The 24,185-nt window shown below is 36.0% G+C and carries 16 protein-coding genes and 1 tRNA gene; 11 read left to right on the top strand and 6 right to left on the bottom strand.

Annotation, left to right across the window (positions count from 1 at the left end):
• Nucleotides 1–41: 41 nt before the first annotated feature.
• Entirely contained in the window at nucleotides 42–1,709 is a 1,668-nt protein-coding gene (locus KF816_02745) for a peptidylprolyl isomerase (protein MBX3006924.1), read from the bottom strand.
• 287 nt (nucleotides 1,710–1,996) lie between these two features.
• Between KF816_02745 and KF816_02740 the strand changes: the two genes are divergently transcribed.
• The 6 genes from KF816_02740 to KF816_02715 all read left to right on the top strand — a co-directional run bounded on the left by KF816_02740 (nucleotide 1,997) and on the right by KF816_02715 (nucleotide 6,387).
• Nucleotides 1,997–3,025, top strand: a complete 1,029-nt coding sequence (locus tag KF816_02740) for a LacI family DNA-binding transcriptional regulator (protein MBX3006923.1) — start codon at nucleotides 1,997–1,999, stop codon at nucleotides 3,023–3,025.
• Between the two features lie 60 nt (nucleotides 3,026–3,085).
• Complete coding sequence (gene rnhC, locus KF816_02735) at nucleotides 3,086–3,988, top strand: ribonuclease HIII (GenBank protein ID MBX3006922.1); 903 nt, start codon at nucleotides 3,086–3,088, stop codon at nucleotides 3,986–3,988.
• A gap of 47 nt (nucleotides 3,989–4,035) precedes the next feature.
• Nucleotides 4,036–5,142, top strand: coding sequence for an ATP-dependent 6-phosphofructokinase (locus KF816_02730; protein MBX3006921.1), 1,107 nt, complete (start codon nucleotides 4,036–4,038; stop codon nucleotides 5,140–5,142).
• Between the two features lie 102 nt (nucleotides 5,143–5,244).
• Nucleotides 5,245–5,318: transfer RNA gene (locus tag KF816_02725), tRNA-Asp, on the top strand.
• 199 nt (nucleotides 5,319–5,517) lie between these two features.
• Nucleotides 5,518–5,844 carry an RNA-binding protein gene (locus KF816_02720; protein MBX3006920.1) on the top strand — a complete coding sequence of 109 codons (327 nt, stop codon included), beginning with the start codon at nucleotides 5,518–5,520 and terminating at the stop codon, nucleotides 5,842–5,844.
• 96 nt (nucleotides 5,845–5,940) lie between these two features.
• Entirely contained in the window at nucleotides 5,941–6,387 is a 447-nt protein-coding gene (locus KF816_02715; protein ID MBX3006919.1) for a hypothetical protein, read from the top strand.
• 108 nt (nucleotides 6,388–6,495) lie between these two features.
• Here the strand turns inward: KF816_02715 and KF816_02710 are convergent, their stop codons facing one another.
• Nucleotides 6,496–7,089 (bottom strand): hypothetical protein, encoded by a 594-nt coding sequence (locus KF816_02710; GenBank protein MBX3006918.1) that lies wholly within the window; start codon nucleotides 7,087–7,089, stop codon nucleotides 6,496–6,498.
• 66 nt (nucleotides 7,090–7,155) lie between these two features.
• Here KF816_02710 and KF816_02705 point away from each other — a divergent pair, with 66 nt between their 5' ends.
• The 5 genes from KF816_02705 (at nucleotide 7,156) to KF816_02685 (ending at nucleotide 11,764) form a co-directional block, all read left to right on the top strand.
• Entirely contained in the window at nucleotides 7,156–7,926 is a 771-nt protein-coding gene (locus tag KF816_02705; GenBank protein MBX3006917.1) for a class I SAM-dependent methyltransferase, read from the top strand.
• A gap of 57 nt (nucleotides 7,927–7,983) precedes the next feature.
• Nucleotides 7,984–8,397 (top strand): hypothetical protein, encoded by a 414-nt coding sequence (locus KF816_02700; protein MBX3006916.1) that lies wholly within the window; start codon nucleotides 7,984–7,986, stop codon nucleotides 8,395–8,397.
• Between the two features lie 134 nt (nucleotides 8,398–8,531).
• Complete coding sequence (locus KF816_02695) at nucleotides 8,532–9,347, top strand: transglutaminase family protein (protein MBX3006915.1); 816 nt, start codon at nucleotides 8,532–8,534, stop codon at nucleotides 9,345–9,347.
• A gap of 32 nt (nucleotides 9,348–9,379) precedes the next feature.
• Entirely contained in the window at nucleotides 9,380–9,658 is a 279-nt protein-coding gene (locus KF816_02690; GenBank protein MBX3006914.1) for a hypothetical protein, read from the top strand.
• A 78-nt stretch (nucleotides 9,659–9,736) separates the two neighbouring features.
• The gene (locus tag KF816_02685) at nucleotides 9,737–11,764 is read left to right on the top strand and encodes a thioredoxin domain-containing protein (protein ID MBX3006913.1); all 2,028 of its coding nucleotides are present in this window, start codon (nucleotides 9,737–9,739) and stop codon (nucleotides 11,762–11,764) included.
• A gap of 75 nt (nucleotides 11,765–11,839) precedes the next feature.
• Here the strand turns inward: KF816_02685 and KF816_02680 are convergent, their stop codons facing one another.
• The 4 genes from KF816_02680 to KF816_02665 all read right to left on the bottom strand — a co-directional run bounded on the left by KF816_02680 (nucleotide 11,840) and on the right by KF816_02665 (nucleotide 23,708).
• Entirely contained in the window at nucleotides 11,840–13,090 is a 1,251-nt protein-coding gene (locus KF816_02680) for a T9SS type A sorting domain-containing protein (protein MBX3006912.1), read from the bottom strand.
• Between the two features lie 46 nt (nucleotides 13,091–13,136).
• Nucleotides 13,137–14,750 (bottom strand): T9SS type A sorting domain-containing protein, encoded by a 1,614-nt coding sequence (locus KF816_02675; GenBank protein ID MBX3006911.1) that lies wholly within the window; start codon nucleotides 14,748–14,750, stop codon nucleotides 13,137–13,139.
• 82 nt (nucleotides 14,751–14,832) lie between these two features.
• Nucleotides 14,833–16,560: a T9SS type A sorting domain-containing protein gene (locus KF816_02670; GenBank protein MBX3006910.1), complete on the bottom strand. Its 1,728-nt coding sequence runs from the start codon at nucleotides 16,558–16,560 to the stop codon at nucleotides 14,833–14,835.
• 71 nt (nucleotides 16,561–16,631) lie between these two features.
• Nucleotides 16,632–23,708: a T9SS type A sorting domain-containing protein gene (locus KF816_02665; protein ID MBX3006909.1), complete on the bottom strand. Its 7,077-nt coding sequence runs from the start codon at nucleotides 23,706–23,708 to the stop codon at nucleotides 16,632–16,634.
• Nucleotides 23,709–24,185: the final 477 nt, after the last annotated feature.

Here is a 24,185-nt window from a genome sequence, read left to right as displayed (position 1 = left end):
GCCTCCATAAATGCTATCTATCTTATAAATTAAAGAACAATTTATTGACTGAGAGTAAAACGCCCCAGCAGGTCTTCGTCAATAAATATTTTTATTTTTTTTGAAATATTACTAATGTACTGCTCAACTACTAATCTTGATTTTTCCTTTTTAGTATAATGAACAACCTCATCATAAACATCATTAAATTTCTTAGGTAAACCTTTCTTTTTTTCTAATACTTTAAAGATTCCATAGGAATCTTCTATCTTAATTGGGCCAATAATTTTGCCCAATTCTGCATGCCATAATGTGTCTTTTAAAATACCAAACTTTGACACATCTGCCAAGCCTAATATTCCCCTATTACTTTTTGACCATTCTCGAGTTGAATGCTCAATTGCTAACTTCCCAAAATCTTCACCATTGAGTAAACTTGTAATCAATCTCTCAGCCAACAAGTTCTCTCTAACAATAATTTCTTGTACATTTATTTTATCGCTTTCCATAAACTTTGTGAGATTGTTTTCATAAAAAGAATAAAGCACTGAATCTGGGAATATGGCTTTTTCTGCAATCTCGCTTCTCTTGTATCTCAAAAAAATATTTTTTTCATATTTATTGATGACACTTTTCACCTCTGCCGAATTTTCAAATTTATTATCATGGGCCAGTTTTAATAATATCTCTTGAAGGATCAATCCTTTAATCGCGCTTATAAGTGTATTTGCTGCAGTTATTTTTTCTAAATGATATTTTGGAAAATCGTTTATCCTTCTTGAAAGATAGTCCACACTATATGTTCGACCTTTATAACTTGCAACAATGGAATTTTTATTTTTGTTAGATACTTCTTGCTCATTATTTCCCGAAGTTATCTTGGCCAGCAAAGAATTCAGTCCATTATCATTAATTTTAACTTCATTTTGATTAAAAATCTTATTCATAAAGTCGACCTCTGCGGGTCTTCTTTTTCTCATTTTAACAACCCGTTGCATATGATTTCTTTTATTCAAAAATTCATTCTCGGTCATTATTGGTAAGGGTACTCTATCATCCACCTTAATAATTGAAAAACCATTTTTGAGTTTAACGGGTTTTGAAATTTCATTGACTTGCAGGGAGTAAGCAGCATCTTCAAAAGCAGGATCCATTTCACCCCATGAAAAATAACCTAAGTAACCACCATTATTTTGCAGGGTTGAGTCGGTAAAAAGCTGTTTTGCCAATTCTTCAAATGTGGAGCCAGTCTGCAACAATTGGTAAATCGCGTCTGCTTCTTCTTCCGTTTGGCAGTAAAGGTGCCGTGCGGCAATTTTAACATTAGATTTATAAAAAGCATCTCTAACTTCTTCATCGCTTGCAGTAATTTTTGCATAGACTAATTGGTCTTTCAAATAAGCAAGAAGTGTTTGTTTTCTCGCCCATTCAATTTCTCTTTTAAACTCAGGATTATTATAAATTTTTGAATTGTCATCAAATTTTTCAAGGATAATTTCATTAATTGCATTATTAAGTATAGCTCTTCTTGTTACAATATTATCCTTTAATCCGCTCGAAAATAGGTATTCTTCATAGCGGATTTTGAAATCATCCAGATTGATTTTATAGTTACCAATTTCAGCTAAAGTTTGTTTAGGTAGCGCTAACTGTTGAGATTTTAAGTGTGAGTTGAATAGAAGTGATGTTAAAAAAATAATTACTAATACAGTTTTGTACTGAATTGTCATACTCATCTTTTCAAATAAGTGTTCTCATACATACTAAAAATAGTACTGTATGTGTATGAGCTATATTAAGATTGTGTTAAATTACAAAATCATCTATCTAAAAATCAAATTATAAATTCAATAATTTGGTCAATAATTCTACCTTAAAGATCGCTAACAAATTCATCCATATTTAGAATATTAGGCCCTAAGCGAATACCTCCTATTGACTAAATCAAATCTTTATAATGTTCATTTTAATTTATAACTTTAAAATAGAATTGGAGTAGATTAAATAGATTTTAAATATGAACACAAAACAAATACGGCTTAACGACATAGCCAAGAAACTGGGTGTATCATTAATAACAGTTTCAAAAGCATTACGCGGGCACCCAGATGTTTCCCAGTCAACAGCAGAATTAGTAAAGAAAACTGCCGACGAACTGGGTTATTACCCAAATTTAATGGCACGTAATTTAGCCTCAAGAAAATCCAATTCAATTGGCGTGGTACTACCACAAATTGCACATCATTTTTTCAGCGCAATTATGGACCATATTTACAATTATGCAATGATGAATAACTACCAGGTCTTTTTAACGGTCTCGCAAGAAAACTCGGAAATGCAGAAAAAACAGATCCAAACACTGCTTTCATTAAGAGTTGATGGGCTGATTGTTTCTATTACACAAGATTCAAATGATTTTGAGATTTTTGAGAATGCTCTTAGACGGCAAACACCAATCGTGTTTATGGATAGAATTCCAAACCTAACCCGCTGCAACACCGTAACTGTTAATGATAAAAATGGCGCATTTATTGCAATCGAACATGCCATAAAATTAGGTTACAAAAAAATTGCTCACTTTGCGGGTTATTCGAATGTAAATATTGGTCTGCAAAGAATACTGGGTTTTAAAAATGCTATGCAGAAGAATGGCTTAGAAGTAAAATCGGATTGGATAATCGAGGGTGGATATGATGAAAAAAATGGCTACGAAACATTTATGAATCTTTATCATCAAAATAACTTGCCCGAATTTATATTGGCGGTTACTTACCCGGTAGCAATTGGAATTTATAAGGCGGCTAAGGAGGTAGGAATGAGGATTCCGGAGGATATCGATTTAATCTGTTTCGGTAATTCTCCGGTGCAGGAATTTTTATCTCCCCCATTAAGTTGTATCAACCAGCCAACCGAACAACTCGCTTACAAATCAATTGATCTTCTCATTGAAAACATCAATAATATAGATGAGTTTGAATACAAGCATATAATTGTTGACACTGAATTGATTCTTCGTGGTACTTGCATCAACTATAAAAAAAATTAGAAGTTCGGACTCAAAAAATTATCTAAAAATAAAAACTATTCTCAAATAAATTTTGATTCTATGATCCTTAAAGAAAATGCAAAGCACAAAACAGAAGAACTAAAAAACTTACTCCAAAGTTCGGGATTCAAAACGGAATCGATAATTTTGAGAGAATACAATTATGAATTTAATACGGTTCTCGGAAAAGATAAAATTAAAGTTCAGGTCTTCTTTGGTAAAAAAGGAGTAAAAACAATTTTACAAGGAGACAATGCCTCTCCCCTATTCAATCAATTAAACAGCATAATTTTTGATCAAAAACAATTAGAATTAATTGAACAGACGGTTGCAGAACCCGATGAATATATTGGCACAGATGAAGCCGGCAAAGGAGATTTTTTTGGTCCTCTTGTTGTTGCTGCAGTTCATGTCGATCCACGTTCGAAGGAAGAACTTTTTAGTATTGGTGTGCGCGACAGTAAATTAATAAATGATAATCAGATTTCTATACTTGCACCTTCAATTAAAAGAATTGTAAAAGAAAATTATGAAGTGATTAGAATAAATCCCGAAAAATACAATGAACTTTATCCCCGCTTTAATAATCTTAATAAACTTTTAAACTGGGCTCACTCTAAAGCTATTGAAAACCTTTTGGAAAAATCAAAAAGTAAGAATGTTATTACTGATAAATTCAGCAAAAGAGATTTAGATGTTGCCTCTTCATCAAAATTCGACGATGTTAAGTTTGTTCAAGAAACTAAAGCAGAAAAGTATACAGGTGTTGCCGCGGCTTCAATTCTTGCCCGCGCATCATTTTTAGATTGGTTTAAATTACATTATAAAAATGGTTATGATATTCCCAAGGGAGCTTCTTCGGCAACCGAAACTTATGCGAACAAATTAAAAAGTATTGTGGGTACGGAACAAATGAACAAATTTGCCAAGCTTCATTTTAAAAATTTCACAAGATTGAAATGAGCCTTAGCAGATAAAAATTAAATATGAATTGGAGATAAATCAGAATTATGGCCACAACTAAAAAAGTAAAGCGAATTGGTATTTTAACCGGAGGGGGCGATTGCCCTGGTTTAAACGCGGTTATTAGAGGAGTAACAAAACCGGCACACGATCATGGACTCACCGTCATCGGCATTCAAGATGGATTTGAAGGATTAGTTGAGAAAAGAGGTTTGGAGTTGATTAATAAGGATGTGTCGGGAATTCTAGCTACAGGAGGCACCATTCTCGGCTCTTCAAATAAAGGCGACCCATTTCATTGGCCAGTAATTGAAAATGATAAGATTAAGATAATAGATGTATCAGATCAAGTATTTAAAAATTATGAAGAATGGGAGCTCGATGCGGTTGTAGTTATTGGTGGCGATGGAACCATGACAATCGCCAATAAACTTAGAAAAATGGGGATGAATGTTGTGGGTGTTCCCAAAACTATCGATAATGACCTGGAAGCAACAGATCTCACGTTCGGGCACGATTCTGCGGTATTTGTAGTTTCTGAAGCGCTCGATAGATTGCACACAACGGCATCATCACATCATAGAGTAATGGTAGTTGAGGTAATGGGTCGATATGCCGGATGGATTGCTCTCAATGGGGGAATTGCTGGAGGCGCTGATGTTATCCTTATCCCAGAGATTCCGTTTAATTGGGACATGATATTTGAGAAAATACAGAAGCGCACAAAAATGGGGAAAAGATTCAGCCTCATCTGTGCAGCTGAGGGAGCGAAACCTAAAGATGGCGAATTGATCGTAAAAGAGGTTGATGCTAAAAGGACAGATCCAATTCGATTAGGAGGAATTGGTGAATTCATCGCAAAAAAAATTGAGCATGACACTGGAAGAGAAGCTAGAACAACCGTTTTAGGGCATTTGCAGCGTGGTGGAAGTCCTACCGCATTCGATAGAATTCTCTCAACAAAATTTGGCACTAATGCAATAAATCTTGTTTTAAGCAATAATTTTGGGCAAATGGTGGCTTTAAAAGGGAATAGCATTATTAGTGTTGATATTGAAGATGCTATCTCACATCAAAAATTGGTTAAAGTTAATGATCAGGGGGTGGAAGCTGCATTGTCTATCGGGGTAAGTTTCGGATCAGAAAATTTATAGGAAACTTGTATCGAATAGGTAATATTACTATTTTTGGTGGCACAATTAAACGTTACTGTGTTTAATTTGTTTTTTGAATACTGTTATGAGTAATTTTTATAAGGGGTCGTAGTTCAGTTGGTTAGAACGCCTGCCTGTCACGCAGGAGGTCGCGAGTTCGAGTCTCGTCGGCCCCGCAAAATGGAAGAGTAGTCTTCCATTTTTTTTTACTCTGAAGACCTTAGTCACGATTTAAAACTTGATTAAAGATCAGTTCATCTCTTCTTTCTTTATCATTTAATCTGCATTAGTTTTTCGCTAATGCTTCTCATCAGAAAAATCGATCTTAAATTCTCTCAGAGATTATTTTAATCAATTAATATGAAGGAGATTTAAATGAATATTTTTGTTGGGAATTTATCTTATCAAGCAACTGACGAGGATCTTGAATTATTATTCAAGGAATATGGTCAAGTAAAAAGTGTAAAAGTAATCCGTGATATGTTCTCGGGTGAATCAAAGGGCTTCGGTTTTGTTGAAATGAATGATAAAGCTGCGGCAACAAAAGCAATTGAAGAACTTAACACAAGAGAATTAAAAGGCAAAAAAATTGTCGTTAATGAAGCTCGTCCCAAAACCGATAATAGACGCGGTGGTGGTGGAAGAGGCGGTTCCCGTGGCGGAAATAGCGGCGGAAGCGGCGGCGGCGGAAGAAGATGGTAGTATTCTGCTCCCATAATTTCAAAATGTAAAATGACTTAATAACTCATAAAAAATCCCGTTTACGCGGGATTTTTTTTAATTAATTCCAGTTCAACTATGAAAAAATTATTTATAATCTTTCTGTTAATTCAATCTATAATTTATTCACAAAATTATAATAGCCTCTCTGAACATGAGATTACTTCTCAAAAAGATTCGATGAGCGCAATTAAAAAGAATTTGCTGCTGCACAAAAGTCTTCTCTCAAAATCAATTGACAGTTTAAAATTGGAATTAGGGTTGTTTGATAAGAAAATTGAAAATGAGATTAGTGGAACCATCTTGTTGTATAAAAAAAAATTTGGCGAAGTAAACGGATTGAGGATTTACAACAAACAAGTTTGGAAAGGGATGACCGACAAAATGCTGATTGCCGGATGGGGCACTCCAGATAAAAGAGAAAAAAATGTTGAGAAATGGGGAGTGTTTCAACAGCTATACTATGGAGAAGTTACCTTCTTTTTTAAAGATGGAAAACTTACCGATTGGGAAGAGAAAAAGTGAAAAGTTTAAAAATATTTTTTATCTTTTCAGTGCCGTTAGGCAAATCAAACAAAAAATAGGATTCTATAATCACTACTTGCAGTCCGCCATTTGGCGGACTTTTTATTATCAAAACTTTCCAAATTTAAAAGTTAAAAACGCCGAAACACCGGAAAAATCATTATTACCAAGATTAGGAGTTTCATCTATTCCAGAAATATATCGATAACTTCCTCCCGCGCAGATTCGAAAGTATGAAAGTATATTTGCTTCAACGCTAACAAAAGGTTCCGTAATGAAAAATGTGTCGGCCGTCTTCATATCAAAATCAAGATCACCCCAAAAGTTTCTATGATTAACGCCCCCGCCGCCAATTAAAAATCCTACTGTAGCGTGAATCATCTTATCTGAGTTAATAATATATTCCATTTCAAAACCGCCATAGCCAAAATTTAATTTTTGAACGCTCCCTAAAAAAACCTTCGAACCCTCAACATCATTTGCTAAACCGTAACCACCGCCGCCAATAACTAAAGTATTATTGATTATCCACCCTCCTCTTCCACCAACCAATACACCAGTTTGACCATTAATCTCTGTAAATTTTACTACTGGTCCACCAAAACCGCCATGAGTTACTTCTCCGCTTCCAAATATTGTTTCCTCTTGAGCATACAAAAAAGATACAGATAAGAAGAAAATAAACATAAATAACTTTTTCATTTTCATCTCCAATTTGAATTTTCATAAATTAGGACGTTATTATACTTAGTTAGTTTTGCGAATCTTATGATCGAGTCTAAAAATATCCGTGAATGTTATGACAGCATTGCTGGATCGTACCACAAACGTTACGATACCAGTAGATTATTTCTCGCCGAGAATAAATTAGTTGAATTAATAAGAGAAAACAACATTTGCTGCGCATTAGAAATTGGATGCGGAACCGGATACTGGCTAAACTTAATTTCTAATTTAGTAAATGTTGTAGGTGCCGATTATTCACTTAATATGCTTCTAGATGGTAAAAAACGCTACGACATTAAAAATTTACTTCAAGCAGATGCTACAAATTTCCCAATTAAAAATAATTCGCTCGAATTCATTTATTGTATTAACGCTATTCATCATTTCTCAGATAAAAAAAAATTTATTATGGAAGCGACTGCATCATTGAATAAGAATGGAATTCTACTGATTATTGGTTTTGATCCCCATGATGAATCTTGTAAATGGTATATGTATGATTTCTTTGATGGAGTTAGGAAATTTGATTTGAACAGGACTCCCTCTTTTTCTGAACTGGTAAAAATTTGTAGTCAAATTCCGGGATCAACTTTAGAAATGGATAATGTGGACCTTGTTGCTAAAACATATGTTGGAAGTGATGTTTTTAACGATCCATTTTTAGAAAAATCGCAAGCAAGCCAGCTCAGCATACTTAGTGCCGACGAGTACAAAAAAGGGATCGAGAAAATTAAAAGGATAATTTCTGAATATCCTTCATATAATTTTACTGTCAATCTTCCCTTCAAAGCTTTGACGATTAAAATGCCATAAATTAAAAGCAACTTTGTATCCTCTTTATCCGTCCAATCAGCACAAATAAAAAGAGAAATGAAAAGTAAAATTCAAATAGCGCAATTATTGGGCATTCATGATGGTATGCTAATCAAACTTATAAATGAACCTCACGAGTATCGATCAAAATTTAATGTTGAATTATCATCTCGAATTACTATTCTGGAAAAATTAGATCGAAAGGTCGATAACATTCAATTATTCGTAAAATCGAAAAATGAATTAATAGTTGATCTCCCGGTATTCAAAAAATATATTCATAATAATGGGTTCATTACCGTGTTTTGGCCTAACAAAGATTCAAATACTATATCCGATATTCATGATGATGTTATCCAAAATATTGCCCGGGAAAATGGTTTGGAGGTCAAATCAATCTTAAGTTTGGATGATAATTGGTACACAGCAAAATTGTTTAATTGTAGTAAAAACGAATTATTAAATAACTAAGAAACTGATTAATTCGTTTAAGTTTTGTTTACCGGCATATTATCCATTTCCGGATTTACTTTTTCTATTATTTACTCGATTATAAAATGGTAAATTGTAATTATTATTTATGCGAAGTAAATATTAGGGAAAAGATGAGTTTCAAGGATTTACCATATTTAATAGATCTTCTGGATGATGATACGCCTGAGGTTAGAATTGAGATCATCAGTAAATTTGAGAATTATGGAATTAACCTTGAAAAGGATATTTTCAGTCGTGATCTTACCCTCTCCCCGCTTCAGCTCGGTTTACTAACACCGATTTTTTATTCGAATAGAAGGAGATGGATTCTCGAAAATTGGGAATTAGCATTAAATTTTTCCGACCAGTATCAAAAATTGGAATCGGCGCTCACAGTATTATCCTATTTTCATTATGGTTTTTTTAGTGAAAAGGATCTGCCTAAATACATTCAAGAATTAACAGATGACTTTTTACTCAAATATCCCTACGGCGATGAGATAGATTTATCGAATTTTCTTTTTCAAGAATTTGGTATAAAAGGCGCTGTAAAGGATTACAATAATCCATTTAACAGTAATTTGGTTTATGCTATCAAAGAAAAGCAGGGCTTGCCAATAACTTTATCATTGATATATATGCTGGCGGGCTATCGACTCGATTTTAATATTCAAGGTTGTAACTTCCCTGGGCATTTTTTAACACGTGTTAAAATTGAGAATGAGATTATTTTTATTGATTGTTTCAATGGCGGAAAAATGATCCTCGAAAATGAAATTAGAGAGTTGCTTCGAGATTTACCCTCCGCCGAAAGTATTATTTATGAAAATTACTCGGCAAAAATTATATTAATGCGAGTATTAAATAATCTGGTGAATTCTTATTCTCTATTTGAAGACAACACTAATAAAGAATTTTTCCAAGAACTAATTTTACGAACAAAGTAGTCGTAGCTGAATTTAATTTTTAGGGAGCTAAAATGACTTTAGGCGGTTTTCTTGTATTACTTTTAATTGCGGCAATTTGTGGAGCTATAGGGAAAAGTTTATCGGGCTATTCAATCGGCGGTTGCTTTGCTTCAATAGTGATAGGTTTTCTTGGCGCATGGGTAGGACCAATTATCGCCGACGAATTAGATCTACCTCTCTTTTACACTATACAAATTCAAGGAAGAACTTTCCCTATAGTCTGGTCAATAATCGGTTCAGCAATTCTTTCATTAATGATCGGACTGATTACAAGAGGAAGAAAGGATTAGAGTTGTTTTGTTGCAATTGATTATTAATTACCACTTCACTTATCTGAACTTTTACTCTTTCCATTTCGTTTTATAATAATGAAAAATAAAAAAGCAAATCGTTTAATAAATACTAGCAATCCCTATCTTCTGCAGCATGCGTACAATCCTGTAGATTGGTATCCATGGGGCGAGGAAGCTTTTCAGAAGGCAATCACAGAAAACAAACCAATATTTTTATCAATTGGTTACTCAACTTGTCATTGGTGCCATGTAATGCAACATGAATCGTTTGAGGATGAGGTAACGGCAAGATTTCTAAATGATAATTTTATTTCGATAAAACTTGACCGTGAAGAGCGTCCCGATTTAGATCATGTTTATATGAATGCCGCGCAGATAATGGGAGTTAGAGGAGGATGGCCTTTAACTGTATTCATAGATCACAATAAAAGACCATTTTTTATTGGTACATATTTTCCTAAAGATAGAAAGTTTGGAAGGATTACATTTATTGAGCTTCTCGAAAAAATTATTGAAGCATGGAATCATAACCGTACTGATATTAAAAAGACCAGCTCGGAAATTGTATCATACTTAAATAAAACTGATGCGGAACAACCGGTAGCTACATATAACGCCAATTTAAATGATAAAATTTTTGAATCCCTCCAATCTAACTATGATGAAAAGTTTGGCGGCTTCGGTACTGCACCAAAATTTCCCTCACTTCAGAACATACTTTTTTTACTGAGATATTCCCCAGTGAATAGTAATGCTTTAACGATGACTGAAAATACACTTATAAAATTTAGGTGCGGCGGTATCTATGATCAAGTAGGATTTGGTTTTCACCGCTACTCAACAGATCAAAAACTTTTGGTTCCTCATTTCGAAAAAATGCTCTACGATCAGGCAATGGCAATTTATACCTACAGCGAGGCTTATAATTACACAAAGAATGATTTGTTCAAGAACACGGTAGGTGAAATATTTGAATATGTTTCGAGAGAATTGACCTCTCCCGATGGGGCTTTTTATTGCGCTGAAGATGCAGATAGTGAAGGTGCTGAAGGATTATTTTATTTATGGGAGAAGGGTGAAATCGAGTCCCTACTTTCACCGGAGCAATCAAAGCTTATATGCGAGCACTATAATATTAATTCTGCCGGAAACTACAACGATGAAATAACCCATTCACTTACAGGTAAGAATATACCCTTTCTCAGTAATAGTATTGAATTAATCTCGGCTGAATATAAATCATCTGTCGAAGATGCACGCCAAATCCTTTTTGAACATAGAGATAAAAGAGTTCATCCATTTAAAGATGATAAAATATTAGCCGACTGGAATGGATTAATGATAGCCGCGATGGCTAAGGCTGGTAGGACATTCGATAATTTCAAATATATCTCTGCCGCTGAAAAAGCTTATCAATTCGTATCAAAGAATTTGACTGAGGCAGATCAGCTTTTTCATTCATGGAAAGATGAAAAAACGCGGGTATCAGGAAATTTAGATGACTACGCGTTTTTTATATTGGGAACGATAGAACTATTTCAGGCAACTCAAAAATTAGAGTACCTGATTGACGCAAAAAAGAAGATGGATAGGGTGTTTTCCGATTTCGGTGACGAAGAAGCCGGTTTTTATTTTTCATCATCTACAATAACTGATTTAATCTCCCGTACCAAACTATTTTATGATGGAGCTTATCCTTCAGGAAATTCTGTATTATATCACTGTCTTTCTATATTAGCACATATATTTCCGGAAAGCAGATACTTAATTACGGTAGAAAAGATTTCAAGACATTACGCAAATCTTATAAATACCTATCCCGCTGGTTATTCATATTTCGCGGCAAGTAATTTAGTTTATAGCGGTGAGAGATTAAGTCTTTTAGTTATTGTTTATAAGGATAAAAATGAACTAGACCAGCTAATCAAAAAATTGAGCGCCAAAAACAATCCCTCACTATTTTTAATTATGCTTCATAATTCTGACTTACCTGAAATATTCGCTAATTATAAAATGATTAATAATAAGATTACATTTTACCATTGTTATAAATATGTCTGCGAACCGGCAACTAATATTCTCCCCAACGATTTCACTCATTAATTCTACCGACTACCAATTATTTAAAATAAAAAACCCCGTAAAACCGGGGTTAGAAATTTCTTTTTTAATCACAAATTACTTTAGTAGAAGCATTTTTTTAGCCTGACTATATTCACCGGCTGTTAATTTGTAAAAGTAGGTGCCACTTGGCAAACCGGATGCATCAAAACTAATTGAGTGATTACCTACCGGCATAAATCTTTTTAAAAGTAGAGCTACTTCCTCACCGAAAAGATTATACACTTTTAACTCAACATTACTCTCTTTTGGTAAAGAAAATTTAATGCTCGTGTTCGGGTTAAAAGGATTTGGGTAATTTTGGAATAAATTAAAGTTAGTAGGAATTGCGCTCTCCTCAGTAATATCCGAAACACTACTAATGTACTGTTCAACTTGACTGACAATATTCCCATCCGCATCTCTCCCGCCAAAAAGGAATATTGTGTTCGCATAGTTTGCAGCCATGGGATTTCTTCTGGCAAAATTTATACTGCCAGTTCTATAAATTGAAAAAGTATTATCATTATTAAATAACACAAACTCTACCGATGAAAGAGCTTTTCTCCCTTCATTATAACCGCCAATGACTAACCCATGCCCTAATCTGGAATTATAAATTGCCGCACCACCTGCCCTAGGTTCAAGGAGTGTAACTGGAGTCTCACTAACCATTCTTTTCTTTTGATCAAAATATTTCGTCCCCTTAGTTATAACAAATCGTACACCACCAAAAAGATAGAAGAATCCATCTTTGAAAAAACCCATTTCATCAAGTAAAGCTTCGGCCGGCTGGTAGGTTACAGTAAAAACTTCTTTTTTTGATTTAAGATTGAATGCAGAAACGTAGGGCTGACTCTTAACATTACCTCCGAGAACGAATAGTGTATCCTTACTAATAAAACAATTACCATAAACTCTATCAAAAACATACTTATCACTTGGTTCAAATATTGTTGAATTTCTTTTAGAAAGACTAAACAATTCAGCGTTGGGTGTGCTAACTACTTCATTCTGCAAACCACCAAACAATACAATGGATGAATCCCACAAAGCCGCTGAGAAATTTTTCCTTCTAAAATTTATTCCGTTCTCAATTAATTCCCAAGTATTATTAAATATATCATAAATCTGGATCCAATTGACCGTTCTCTGTTCAATATCTGAATAACCACCGATAATGTAAAACTGAGGGCGCGATTGACTTTCATTATAGATTATTTGGGCTTCAGTTACTGGACGAGGCATTTTTGTAACCTCTCTCCAAGTTCCCTGAGCTTGCAGAAGTGAATTTAGTAGTATTATGAAGAATACAATTCGATAAAACATAACTTATTTAATTAAATTTTTAATCCGAATTTGCATCTGTAAATGATTATTGCAATAGTATCATTTTCGTTGTTTTAATAAAATTTTTGGCTTTCATTTGCAGAAAATAAATTCCGCTGTTTAAGTCCTTAGCTGTAAAATCTAATTCGTATGTACCTGCCGCTTTGAATCCCTCTGCTATCACCGCCTTCTCCTTACCCAAAACATCAAATACAATAATTCGAATATCGGAGCTTTCCGGTATATCAAATTTAATTTTTGTTGATGGATTAAATGGATTAGGGTAATTTGGATATAATTCAAATTTATTGGGAAGATCACTTGTATTTTCAACCGAAACAACTTTCCCGGTAGTGATAAATGAAGTATCAGCCGAGTTTAATTGACCGTCGGAAAGACTAACTATAATTCTAAAAGTCTTCTCTGCATCAGCAGGCTTTGGTGTCCACTTAAACAGTCCTCCCATTGTAATAACAGATTCTGCGGGTCCATCCAACAAACTAAAAATTAATGAGGATCCTTCCGGGTCTTGGCCTGTATATTGAAACGTATATTCAACTGCCGGTACATTAACGTTGATTGTAACATTTCCAATCTTATTTGTAAATATAGGTTTTTGATTTGATTCAGTCACAGCAATTACAACTGTTCTCGAAACAGAATTTACCCCATCGGTTACAAAGAATACAATTGCGTAATTACCCGCCTGGTTAAATGATGGTGTCCAGCTGAACATCTGTGTTGTAGAATTGAAAGAAGCATTTGGAGGAAGTACGCTTGATGAATATAGTAAATTATCACCATCAGCATCAGTAGCTTCTACCTTGAAAGTTAATAACTCACCTTCGGCGACAGTTTTATTGGGAATAGCCGTCATTACAGGTACAGAGTTTGAGTCAAGCACTTCAATATTAACGGTTAGTTTACCAGATGAATTACCATCATTAGCAAAGAAATCAACGAAATAATTACCCGATTGAGTAAACCCGGGGGTCCAATTAAAAGTTTTAGTTGCTGGTGTAAAGCTTGCGCCGGTAGGTAATCCTGTGGCAGAATAAGTTATAGCCGCGCCTTCTGGGTCAACAGCATTAACGGTAAAGTTTAATTCTTTACCTTCTTTTATTGTTTTTTTTTGAATATTATCAAAGATTGGAGATTGATTTGCTGTACTGACTGTTGCTAACCCATTAACAACATTAGCAGTTGGATTTCCACCATTAAATGTAAAGGGAGATGTGGTACTGAATTCCAATACAGACGCACCGCTCTCTCTAAATTTAATCGTTATATTAAATAATGTGCCTGAACCAGTAATTGGCGTGGCGGAGGCCCATGCTCCTCTTATAAATCCTTTTGAAGTATCTATGGAAGCGTCTTGAGGTGACACTCTTGGTCCAACTGTCATTGTACCGCTCGTAATGCTTCCTGATGTTGATACAGCGGTTATATAAATAGAATTCTTATTGTAATTAAGTTGAAAATCATAAGATGTAACCGCGTTTGCGGCGTTGGAAGCAGGCAACTGAGAAACGGTTACCGGTACTGTAATAGAAGTGTTTGGCTGCCCAGAAATTGTGGGCAGTGTAACAGTCACTTGAGCGAGCAAGTAACTTTGAACTAATAAAATTATAAAAGATACTTTTTTAATGAGCTGTATCATAGTTTTCCACCCTCTTTTTACTGATATCAATTTAAAATAAAAATGCCCCTTTTTAAAGGGGCATTTTAAGAACTATCAGATATTACTTAATAAGAATCATCTTTTTAATAGAAACAAAATCATTTGCTTCAATTTTGTAGATGTACATACCTGAATTTAATTTTGATGCATTGAATTCAACTTGATGATAACCAGCTGCCATTACTCTATTTACTAATTGCGCAACTTCTTCACCCAAAATATTCATTACAACTAATTTAACATTCGATGTAGATGGAATGCCAAATTTAATTGTTGTAGATGGATTAAATGGATTTGGATAATTTTGCATTAGTTCAAAAGTAGTTGGAACTAATTCATCCTGAACGCCAGTTACATTATCACTAGCTTTAACCTGAACTGATTTAGTTACTGATAATTCACCATCAGTAGCTTGAACAGTAACTACAAAGGTTTTTCCGGCTTGTTCAACAGTTGGAGCCCAGCTGAATACACCATCTGTAGTAATGCTACTTCCACCAGGACCAGCTAGCAATGCGTAGATCACTGGATCTCCATCATCATCAACTGCTTTCCATGTGAAAGTATAAAATACAGGTTTATTGTGAACTTGTACTGTTACGAGATCAGCAGGAGTTTGTGTGAAGTGCAAACCTCTGTTAACATTGTACACAATAATGGATGCTAATTTTGTAGCTGATAAACCACCCTGGTCAGTAACTTTGAAACTAACTGAATAGTTTTTTCCGCCCTGATCGTAGTTAGGAGTCCATGTGAATACACCGGTAGTAGCGTTTAATGAAGCGCCTGTTGGCATTTCACCAACTACTGAGTATGTAAGCACGTCACCTGGATCTGTTCCAACTAATGTGAATGTAAGTGGTTTTTGTTCATCTGTTACAAATATCGGTCCCGCTGGAGAAAAAGCTAATGTAGGAGCAACATTTGTTGTTGTGATTGTAACAACGCCATTTTTTGTTGTATTTGTTGGAACGCCATTATTAAAGAGAAACGAAGTTAAAGCTACATTTGCTGTTCCAGCAACATTTTTCACTTTTCCTTTCAAATACATTAAAACACCGTTACCAACCAAATTTGTAGCACTTGCCCATGCAAATTTTACTACACCGGCAGTGTTTAAGTTTATAGAGGCATTGCCATCTGAACTTAAAGTATTGGCAAGCTCGTAACCTGTGATGTCAATTTTTGCTGCATCATAAGTTAATTCATAGTTATAAGAAACTACATTTTGACCTGATGTTAAATTTGTAGCTGAAAGTGGGATCATAATATTTTCACCCGTCTTTGCAGTAACATCATTAACTGTGATCAATGTAGCAGCTGTTAAAGCGTTTCCATTAGTGGTTGTAGCAGCTGGAGTTCCAGCGTTAAACATAAATGTATTGTTCAATGCTAAAACTGCGTTACCAAAACCTCTAAATAGGAAATTCAATTTTAGGAGAGTTCCCGAACCTGAGAGTGCGGTTGCACTTGCCCATGCCACAGAAATTTTTCCATTTGCCGTATCGGCGTTTACAGTGAGAGCATTCGACGCAGATAATGTACCAGCGTTATCAGCTCCAGTTATATATGCAACACTTTTATCATACGTAATTGTAAATTGAAAAGCTGTTACATTCTGTCCTGTAAGATCACCAACCGTAACATTTCCGCTTGTAGTCTGACCGGAGGTCCCCACTACACTTGGTAATGTTACACTAACCTGAGCAAATGTACTGAATGATCCTAGCATAAGCATCGCTACGAGAAGACTCAGAAACTTAACAACGCTTATTTTCATATTTCTCATTCTTAACCTCAGTTTTTGTTAATTGTTTAATTAAATGAAGGTGGAATTAATCCACCTTCATTTGGTGAATCTTACTTCAATAAGTTCATCTTCAATGTTTGAATATATTTGCCAGCTTGTAGTCTGTAAATATATATACCTGAAGCTACTTTTGAACCATATTCATTTGTTCCGTCCCAATTAACTGTATAGTAACCAGCTTCTTGTTGACCGGTAATTAATGATTTTACTTGTTGTCCTAACATATTATAAACGGTTAAGCTAACATTAGCATTTTCAGCAATTTGATATTTAATGCTTGTTGTTGGGTTAAATGGATTCGGATAGTTTTGACCTAAACCGAATTCTGTTGGGATTGCTCTTAATTTTAATGGTTCAAGTGATTGAAGTCCATTATCATTAATTGTTAAAGTACCGGAGATTTCGCCGGTTGTTTCAACATTTCTTAAACCAACATTAATAACTGCAACGTTACCACTTGCTAAACCGTTGATACCAGCCATAGCTACTTTTAATATACCATTTTCGAATTTAGATTGAATCATCCATCCTTCTGGTAAATTAGCTTGGATATTTTGGAAGTCAACGCCATTGCTAATTGCAAATTCCGCATAAAGAGACTGAACTTGTTTAGCATTGCTAATTGAAATTGGTAATGCGAAAGTAGATGTACCGGTTTGATTTCCACTTACTAAAGCTTCGTTTTTAGCAACTTTGCTTAGTTTACCGAATTCAGCGGAAACTTCGCTTGCTACTAATGAAGCGGTTGGGAATGAACCGTTTGCGAATTTATAAAGAACCCAAGCAGCGTCGATAGCGCCTATAACACCATCATTGTTTGCGTCTGCTGCCCATACTTTTGCTGGGTCTGTAATTAATACTAAACCAACAACATGCTGTAGAATTTGTGAAGCATCTGCTGAAGCAACTGTACCGTTACCATCAACATCACCCTTTTCGCCAGCATAACTAACAGTAATGTTAGCGGCTGTTGCTACTGTTCCACCATTACCATCTGCTGCTTGAACTGATACTACAAATACTTTACCAGCGTCAGCGAATACTGGTGAGAATGTTAAAACGCCAGTAGCTGTTAATGTAGCTGTACCTGCGAATGCCGGAGTAATTGCCGGTGTAAGAGTATATGTTAAAGCATCAGCGTCAGCATCAACTGCTAAGTAAGTAAAGTTTAATGTTGAACCAGCTTTAACTGTTTGAGCTGTTAACACTGCAGCGCCTGTAGCAGTAAATGAAGGAACTCTGTTTACGTTAACAACTGTAATAGTAAGAGTTAATAATGATGAAGCTCCACCACTATCCAAAGCTTTTACAACGATTTGATAAGGTGTTGCTGAACCATCAGAATAACTTGGAGTTAATGTTAATAATCCAGAAGTAGCGTTAATTGCCGCCCATGTAGGAGCTGTAACTAAGCTATATGCAACTGTTTCACCAACATCATTAGGATCAGCAGTTACCTGAATTGTAGATGTTGCGTTTTCGTTAATAGAAGCTGTTAATGCAACTGGAGCTGTGAACATTGGAGCTCTTGTAGGAACGCCAATTGCGAAACGGCTACCTTGTTGAACTAATCCACCTTGTGAGGAGGTAGTTCTTGCAACTACTGTTGTATCTGTACCAGTAACTACTTGGTAGTTAGCGTAGTTTGAAGCTACACCCTGCATTGACCATGCGTTGCTTGTTGCTGCGCCATCTTGTCTTCTGATAATTCTTAATAATGCGTCACTTGTGTATGGAAGACCAATATTATTAGCTTGTAAGTCAATATCAAAGTTTTGAGTTGAGCTTAAGCTAGAAGGTGTTGTGTTTACTAACCAGTAGAATTTAGGATAATTACCAATTTTAACACCATTACCACCATCTAATGGTAAGCCAACTGTACCCTCTGGAGTAACATCCAGATGGTTAACTTCGATAATAACTGGGTTGTTTACAACATAAGCTGGAGTAAAGTTAATTGCTGCAGGACGATATTCTCCGCTTAATGTACCAGTTGGGAATTCAAAACGACCGTTAGTTCCACCAGCACCATCATTAGAATTTGCTTGACGAGCTATTTTACCAACTACGTGACCAAATTCACCAACACCTACTGCGCTTCTGTCAAATGCTAAACCGCCATTTGCAGCACCAGTTGGACGAGGTAGAGTAAGAGTATTTGAACCCATGTTCAAAATACCATTTTGGAATGTTAACAAGTTTGTGATTGTTAAATTTCCACCTGTAACATTAACAACAGCACCAGCTGCTGTAGTAGCAGTGCTATTTAAAGTAATGTTAGGTAATGTAATGTTGCCATTTAATGTTAATGCTTGAGCAGCAGCACCACTAAATGTTAAGTTCAATCCACCATCAACACCAGCACCGTTATCAGCGCCTAGATTACCAAGACTTCCGCCATTAACCACAACTGAACCTTGAGCTGCGAATGTACTTGCGCTTGAATTGCCACCAACTGCGTCGGTTGTTGAAACAATACCATTATTAATAGTAGTTGTGCCAGTAACCGTGAATGTTTGCAGTGCGTTATCTGCGCCAATTGCGAAATAAACGTTAGCAGCGCCAGCACCTGTTGGACTCATATCAAATGAACCAACTGTTCTAGCATTACCAAGTGTAACTCCGCCACCGGTCATAGAAACTGTTAAATTTGTGCAATTTGTAGAAATTAATTCTTTACCATCTGTAAGAGCAGCTGCACCTGAATAAACAAGTTTATAGTTGGTTACAGTTGGTTTATCTGCTGCTGCGCCACCAAACGCGCCGCCTGATCTGTTAATTGTAGCACCGTCTGCAATTGTAAGTACTTTTGAGTTTGTTGCCAAATCAATTGTACCTGACTGCATGAACAATGTACCATTTACAGTTGGGCTGCCTGTTGCTGGAGCTGAAGCTGTGAATGTAACGTTGCCATTAATTGTAAGATTATTTAATCCTGTTAATGGTAGTTCTTTATTTGTATTTAAGGCTGCGTTATAAACTACGTTTGTTGTAGCACCAAAAGTTGGAGCTTGATCGAATACACCGTTAATTCTTGTAATGGTTGCGCCATCACCAAGAACTAAACGCGCAGTAGCGCCAAACGTAAAGTTGTCACCTAAACCAAAGTTACTTACAACAGTAAGAATCTTGGTGTCTGTTTTTGTAACTGAAGTATGAGCTGTGTTAGCAACTCTTAAGTTTTGAATAGAATAATTATCAGCTAAAGTTAGGTTTTGAACACCGTTAAAATTACCGCTGAACACAACTTCACCTAAGTTAGCGCCAGTTGCAGTACCTGTAACAGTACCGGCAGTAGCAGCTGTTGTGTAGGCAGCATTAACAGTAACAATAGCATCATTTGTTAATTCTAAATCATTGATTCCTAGAGCAATGTTTCCAGCTGTATGTGTGAAACCATCAGCAACTTGGAAACTTCTTGCAGTTGGGGTTGCTAAGTCACTTGTTTGGAATGTTACTGTACCAGTTGAATTTACTTCAAGGTAACCAAACAATGGGTTAGCAGCACCAGTAATTGTTAAAGCTGAACCCTTAAGAACAACTTTACCAGCAGCCGTACCTGCAGTATTTGAGTATGTACCAGCTGTATATGTATAAGTATCTCCTGTAACGTTTAATGCAAGACCGTTAACATCAATATCGCCAGCGGTGTGAACTAATTTATTGGTAACATTCAATGCTGTTGTAACCATCTGAATTCCAGCTGCAGGAGAATTAACTGTAAGATTAGGAATATCAACTGCTGTGGTAAATGTATAAGTAGCTGGAACTAAAGCTGTAGCAGCAACGATAGCGCCTGTACCTGCTGTAATTGTACCGGTACCAGCGTGAGCGTATGTGTTAGCTAAAGTTAAGTTATAGTTACCAAGAGCCAATGAACCTGCACCAGCTTGGCTAGCAGCACCAGTAACATTAATATGTGAACCTAATGTTAAAGAACCGCCGTTAACTGCTAAAGCACCTGCAATTGTTCTTGTACCAGCTGCACCACCATTCATGGTCAAAGTAACGGCACCAGCTGTCACTGTAAAGTTGCCAGCAATACCAGAAACTGTTGAGTTCATGTTAAGGTTTGTTGTTCCTGCAGTATTTGTGAAAGATGTAATAGCTGCTGTAGCTGAATTCATTGTAATGTTTGAAACTAAATTAGCTTGGTTAATAACTACGTTACCAAGATTTTTCATTCCTGTTGAGGTGAATGTTCCGGCACTCAGAGGAGCAACTGTTAAGTTAGCTACCAATGAAGCGTTTGTTGCACCAACTCCACCGGTTAATGAAGCGGCAGTACCTGTGATTTGTAGAGTACCACCTGTAACTGTTCCGTTAACAACATGAGCGGCAGTATTACCGCTAGCTGTCAATGTTTGAGCGCCACCATTAGTTAATTGTAATGTTTCACCGTCATCAACTGATAAGCTCCCAACGATTGTTCCAGGAGCATTCAAGAAAGTAATAGTTTTACCAGCTGTACCAGCAATAAGAGATAGATTATTAACAGCGCCAGTAATAAAATCTGCAGCTGTTATGGTACGCGCAGTTTGACCAGTATATGATAAGTTATAAACGGAAGTAACTGTAGGTGCAGTTGTTACAAAATACGGAGAAGCGTGTGCATTTTGCGTATTTATTACAACTGTTGGAATAACCAATGCATCATCTAAAGCTAATGTGGAAGCAGCAAATGCGTCGCCATCATTAGCAGCCCCAACTTCAATACCACCGCCATCAAATGTAATAACACCAGAGATTTTAACAGCTCCTAAAGTTAATATATTGTTGGCTGGGACTGATAATCTAACATAAATATTCGAGAATGGTTGAGTACCTGTTATAACAGCTCCGTCACCACCACCTGCTGGATTCGCTCCAGTACCTTCGAATATAATACCACCAATTCCATTCGATGTATAACCGCGGCCGCCATTTGTGAATCTTGCACTAAGAGCGCCAGCAACTTGCTGCATTCTAATGTTGGATGTACCTAAAGCAACTTGTCCCGTGGTAATTGTAAAGTCATTTAGCACAATCAAAGAATTTTGCATCGTAACTACATCATTTGCAATAACGTTAACTAAGTAGGGACCTGTATTATTAACTGTTACTCGGTAAACATTCATCTGTGTACCAGGGTTGAATGTTTGTGAAGCTGTACCAGCGAAATTCAAAGTTCCAGTTCCGGCAGCTGCAGCATTGATTGTTCCACCAGTTCTGTTAAAATTACCAACTAAGTTTAATGTATTTGCGCCAAAGGTAAATGTACCTTGTGGCATATTAAAAGTACCGTTAACTGTTAGGTTATTTGTACCCAATGTAACGTTACCACTTGTCATTTCAACGTTTCCACGAACTGTAGTTGCGCCGTTAATAGTAACAGTACCGCCGCCACTAGCTAAATCTAAGTTACCTCTAATATCAGAAGCACCGCCGATTGTTGCGCCAGTTCCAGTTGTCTTCAAATCACCAAAAATATTATTGCCAGCTAAGGCTAATGCTGTTGTAGCATTGTTAGCTTCAACGTTTGGTAAATTTCCAGTAAATGTACTGGTTGGTGAAGCACCTGTAAATTTAATCCAACCGCTACCAGTCGTAGCAGTTGTTACAGAATAAATATCACCAGCGCCAGCTAATGTACCTGCGCCAGTTCTAGTTAAAGTGATAACATTTGAATTAATTCTCATCTTACCAGCGTGTGTTACAATACCGCCAATTGTTGCGGCAGCGTTAAATGTAACCAAAGAAGCTGCGTTAACTGTTGTAAACGCACTACTAAATGTTGCGCCAGCATTTACAGTCATAACAGCAGTAGCTCCGCTATTTACAACATCATATGCAGTTGTAATAACGTCACCAGCTTGACCTAAAGTCATTGAACCACCGCCAGCATTATTGATACCTGCTGTACCGGTAGCTCCTCTGAGAGCAGCGCTTCTTACAGAAAATGAACCAGTGCTAAGGTTATCTAAGATAACATCAACCCAAGCTTGATTTGTGCCTGCACCACCAGCACCTGGTGTTGCAAAAACTGTACTGGAAAGAGGAGTTGTAATATTTCCAGCAATTGTTAAACTACCTGTACCATTATTTGATAATGTTACTCCATTACGTTCAGCATTATCGCCATCTGTTGAGGCAATGTTTGTATTGTTAAATGTAATATTTCCATTCACAGTCAGATTGCTCGCGCCAGTAAGTGCAAAGATATTACCTGCTGCAAAAACGGCAGATGACGCACCTGAAGCTGCTGTACCTGCATTTCTAACATTATATGTAACACTTGAGTTTACAATAACACTACCGCCAGCGTTAACAATAATTTGTCCTTGTGCTGGATCTATTGAGGTCATGGTAAGTGTGTTAGAAGCATCTGTACCGATAGTCAATGTACCAGTATTCGAATTTGTTATATCACCACCGTTAGCGAGAGTTACATTTCCGCTAATAGTAGCGCCAGCAACGTTGCTATAAACAATGTTTGTAAGAGTAAGAGCAGTATTGTCAATTGTAATAGCACCAGATGCTTTATTAATTGTTAATGTACCAGTTCCTAAAGCCGATGGTAAAAATCCAGATGTTGAGCCAATTGCATTAGTACCATTAAAAATTACGTTTAAGTTAGCGCCAGTTGTAGGTACGCCATTTAGAACACCATTACCAACAGTAACTGTAGCGCCGCTACCAATTACAAAGTTAGCTGGGGTAATTGTCATCGTACCAGCAGTTAGAATAAGAGCCGTAGCTGTTGTTCCAACATTAAATTTTGCGGTTCCAGTAGAACCAAAATTAACAACTGCACTTGCGTGATTTAAGGTAAATCCGTTTGTTAATTCAACAGTTGTGTTTAAACCAACTGCTGTACCAACAAATGTGAAATTTCTGTTAGTAGCGAGTGTAATAGGGGCACCTTCTGTAGGTATAACACCACTATTATAAATACCCGCTTCAACATAAATAGTTGAGCCTGTTGCGGCTACGTCAATTGCTTTCTGAATAGAGCGATACGGTGTTACCTGAGCTCCGGTACCAAACGTGTCATCTCCATTAGTAGCACTAACGTAGACTTGTGCAAACGCCGTCGTTCCCAAAAGAACGAAGAACGTGAGCATCAAAAAGAGTTTCTTTAAATTCATTTTTTTCTCCCTATTGGTTGAAAAATGTAAGGTTGATTAATTATACTACTTGTACTACACACACATTAAAGTAAAAAAAATTTTCTCCGTACCTTAGATGGTTGGAGCTAATGCATCTACGGTTTCCTCCTTTTAATTGGTGAACGTATTTGTTTTTTTTGATCATTTTCAGTCTTCTGAAACTTAAGTTACTAGTTTATAAGCATTTAACATTAATTATATAAAAATACGCTTTAAGATATAAAACACTTTTATTGTTGTCAATAGTAAGTTTAAATTTAATTGCTTCGAAAATTGCCCAAATTCAAAGCTTTTTTCAAAATTGTACTTGTAAACAAGCTTTAAAATAGAGATTCAGTCTCTTGTTGTCAATAACTATTTAAATTTTAAAACTGATTTTAAAGCTAATTTTGTTCAGATCACATTTCCATTTTGTTATTGCTTCTTTTAAGTCAATTTTATCACTTCTCCCGTCAT

This window comes from Melioribacteraceae bacterium, assembly GCA_019638015.1.
GTDB lineage: Bacteria > Bacteroidota > Ignavibacteria > Ignavibacteriales > Melioribacteraceae > JAHBUP01.
The sequence above is the reverse complement of the archived record's forward strand: the minus strand, read 5'-3'. Positions and strand labels throughout refer to the sequence as shown.